Source organism: Pseudoalteromonas sp. S558 (genome assembly GCF_005886635.1).
Lineage (GTDB): Bacteria > Pseudomonadota > Gammaproteobacteria > Enterobacterales > Alteromonadaceae > Pseudoalteromonas > Pseudoalteromonas aliena.
Genome location: NZ_PNDU01000022.1, coordinates 1 through 3545 on the forward strand (window position 1 = coordinate 1; position 3545 = coordinate 3545).

General features: G+C 37.3%; 4 protein-coding genes. All 4 read right to left on the reverse strand.

All coding sequences use genetic code 11. The features are described from left to right. Positions 1–300: 300 nt before the first annotated feature. On the reverse strand, positions 301–693 hold the full coding sequence (fliS, locus tag CWB66_RS02000) for a flagellar export chaperone FliS (RefSeq protein WP_077535672.1): 393 nt from the start codon (positions 691–693) through the stop codon (positions 301–303). A 9-nt stretch (positions 694–702) separates the two neighbouring features. After that, complete coding sequence (gene fliD, locus CWB66_RS02005) at positions 703–2004, reverse strand: flagellar filament capping protein FliD (RefSeq protein ID WP_138584145.1); 1302 nt, start codon at positions 2002–2004, stop codon at positions 703–705. A gap of 125 nt (positions 2005–2129) precedes the next feature. Next, positions 2130–3077 (reverse strand): flagellin N-terminal helical domain-containing protein, encoded by a 948-nt coding sequence (locus CWB66_RS02010; RefSeq protein ID WP_138584146.1) that lies wholly within the window; start codon positions 3075–3077, stop codon positions 2130–2132. A gap of 254 nt (positions 3078–3331) precedes the next feature. After that, a partial coding sequence (locus tag CWB66_RS02015; RefSeq protein ID WP_289508492.1) for a flagellin occupies positions 3332–3545 on the reverse strand: 214 nt, incomplete at its 5' end.

A 3545-nucleotide genomic window follows, 5' to 3' on the forward strand; every position in this document is an offset into this window, starting at 1 on the left:
CATGATTCAATGCATTAGTAAATCTCTTAACCAGAGTTCAGGTTAATTTAATGCAATTGGTATTAATACCAAACTGCATAAATCTTTGATCAATTTAACGAATTAAATTGCACTATAACGTCGTTAAAAAATTTTTATTTAGAACAACTAGATACAAAAATTTTTGCCTAGTTCTAGCGTAATTTTCTTAACGTTAAATAGACCCCATATATAAGCAAATTGGTATAATGTATTGAATCATGGTGATGTTTAATACGCTAGAATCATCATGTTTTTATAAAATGGGTATAACATAAACAATCAAGCTATTTGCGTACCCAATCCTTGCCAGCCTTCCTGCAAGTTCGTCATTACCACTCGTGTTGAATCTATAAATGCCAAATCATTTTTTAAACTAGCTTGCAATAATGCTTGCCCGCAGTGCTGATAAAGCTTCTGCATGTTTAATGCAACCTCTCCCCCTTTATCAAGGTCTAGTGATGCTTCAAGCCCGCCGAGTATGCGCATTAATTTTTCAATACTCTCGGCTTTTTTATCATAACGCTTTTGAGTAATATGCCCTGAGGCTCTTTCTAGTTCATCCAAAAAGCCATCAAATAACATCAGTACCAATTTATGTATATCTGCGCTTGCCGCTTTCGCATCAACAGACGTACTTTTATAAGCCGAAAAGCCATCATTTAAATCTAACATTATTAATCCCTAGCTTCCAAATTGGCCCATTGTAGATTCTAATTGCGCAATAGTCTGTTGCATTTGCGTAAATTGCGATAAATAACGCTGATACACCTGCTCCATTGAGGTGTTATGGCTTTTTTGCTGCCTCACTACAATATCTAAGCTTGATTGCAATGTATCTTTTTTGTCGCTCATTAAGCCATAGCTTTTTGTGTATGGCTCTACTCGTTTTTCAAGTTTAGACATCAAGCCGGTTTCACCCTGCAGCATTTTAGTTAATGCCTCAGGGTCGTTTGCCATAGCGGCTTCTAATCGTTCATTATTGATTGTTAAATTACCAGTACGGTCAAACTCAATACCCACTGAATAAAGTGTTTTGCCTTCAAATGTACCTTGAAAGTCATTTCGTAGCGCACGAGCAAGGCCACTGGCCATACTGTCGCGCTTTAAATTTTCATTACTTGTAATACCATTAACTAAGCCATTGAATGCATCAACAAAGCTTTTAACATTCGCTTTACTTGCTTCTTGATCTTGCGCAACCGTTACATGAATAGGGCTATCACCCGGCGCTTGTACCTTAGTTAAGTTTAATGTTACGCCTTCTATTACATCTTCAAGTTTATTTGTTGTTGAAGTAATTGTCAGCGCAGAGCTTGCACCTAGTTTTATAATAGAATCTTGGGCTGCGGTGAGCTCTGTTTTAGTAGCAATCGCATTGGTAATATCAGCGCCATTAGCATCAGCCCCAGCAGTAAAGTTTAATGAGACCTGGTTAGCAGCCCCCGACTCTTCACTGGTCATCACTAGAAAAGTTTCACTACCAGAGCGCATTAATGTAGCTTTTACGCCACTATTATCTGCATGGCTATTTATAGCACTGGCTAAATCACTTAATTTTGCATCAGCACCCAGTGTAGAAAGGTCAACACTGAACGAATCCCCTGCCAAATCAATATTAAACTCACCATCTGTGCTTAGCGTTTTTGTAGGATCAAAACTCAATGCGACTTGATGCGCCTGCGCTAATTGCTCTACAAACACATCATAATCGCCATTAGTAGCCTTACCGCTTGCCGTTACACTTAAAGATCCTTCATCGCTTAGTGTTGCACTATTACTAAACAAACTTGTTTCAGTTTTTAATCCTGCTTTTAAGTCTGTATAAAAGCTCGTTAAGTTACTTTTTAGGCCATCAAATGCTTTAATTTTATTAGTAAAATCACTATTTTTATTATTTAAAAGCTGATCTTTTGATGCGCGTTCAATTTGTGTGTACTGGCGTGCTAAATTAGAAGGGTCGATACCTAGTGCCGATAAACTCATTGTATTCTCCAAGTATTTATTTTAATAAATAAAAACTCCGATGAATTTTTATTTATTAAAATAGCTATAAAAATATAGCTATTTTAGTTTTACAAAACTAATTAATCAGTTAATGAACTAATTCATTAACGAAGTAATGAGCCAATCATTTGTGTTGTGCTGTTTGCTGTACTCAACACAGAAATACCTGAGTTCATTAGCAATTGCTGCTTTGTCATATTAGACGTTTCAGCCGCAAAATCAGCATCCATCAGCGTAGAGGCCGCTGCTTGGGTATTTTCTTTCATATTAGTTACGTTATTCATTGTATGATCAAGACGATTCATTGACGCACCTAATGCTGAGCGTGCTGAGCCAATTTTTTCTATAAGTCCATCCACTGTATCTACAGCAGTGTTAGAGGCAGTTTGATCTGTTAGATTTGCAACACGGATAAGTTTGTCACCTGCATCCACAAGACCTGTTGTTGTTCCCAATGCAGTATGAATACTTTTAAGCTCAGCACTAATACCAACATCTAATGTTTCTGCCGTTGATGAACCTACTTGAAATGTTACTGGTGCAGCTGTAACTGCAAACTTTCCACCATCTTGTACACCTACAGCGGCTGTAACACCTGCAGCAGCAGCAACCGTATCGGCAGCAAGTACTTCTGCATTAAGCAACTTTGTACCACCAAAACTTGTGTTTTCCATAATGCTGGCAAGTTCTTCTTCTAACGCTGAAAATTCAGCATTTATTGCAGTGTACTCTTTTGCATCATTTGTACCATTGGCACCTTGTGTTGCAAGCTCTTTCATACGGTAAGCAATATTGGTCATCTCATCAAACGCACCTTCCGCTGTTTGCATCATCGACATTGCATTATTTGAATTATAAAGTGCCGCGTCTTGACCACGTACTTGTGCATTTAAACGTGATGCTATTTGCAGACCTGCTGCATCGTCTTTTGCTGAGTTAATTTTAAAACCAGACCCTAAACGCTCAAGCGCAGTAGATAAATCGTTGTTACTACGACCTAACTGGTTTTGAATTGACATTGATGCCATATTAGATTGAATTGATAAAGCCATGCTTAATTTCCTTTATGTTTTTTTAGTACTATTTACACGTAAAAGCATAAATAGAAGTGACTAATAATTAAGAGCGACCACTTTTAAAAAAAACTAAACTTTATTTACTCTATTTTTGTAATTCAACTAAAAGAAATAAGATTAGTTTGCCGCTTGGTCGTGACGCTCAATTAATTGAGCGTCACACAAACAAAAACAGCGATGCCAATGGCATCGCTGTTTACAACTCATTCATTAATTTACTAAATAGTTAATTAACGAAGTAACGAGCCAATCATTTGTGTTGTGCTGTTTGCTGTACTAAGCACAGAAATACCTGAGTTCATTAGTAACTGTTGCTTTGTCATATTAGACGTTTCAGCCGCAAAATCAGCATCCATTAGCGTAGAAGCCGCTGCTTGGGTGTTTTCTTTCATATTTGTTACGTTATTCATTGTATGGTCTAGGCGATTCATTGACGCACCTAAT

What these genes read in the sequence shown, in the direction of transcription:
- CWB66_RS02010 (WP_138584146.1), bottom strand. Translation starts at nt 3,077, where the DNA reads ATGGCTTTATCAATTCAATCTAATATGGCATCAATGTCAATTCAAAAC.
- fliD (WP_138584145.1), bottom strand. Translation starts at nt 2,004, where the DNA reads ATGAGTTTATCGGCACTAGGTATCGACCCTTCTAATTTAGCACGCCAG.
- fliS (WP_077535672.1), bottom strand. Translation starts at nt 693, where the DNA reads ATGTTAGATTTAAATGATGGCTTTTCGGCTTATAAAAGTACGTCTGTT.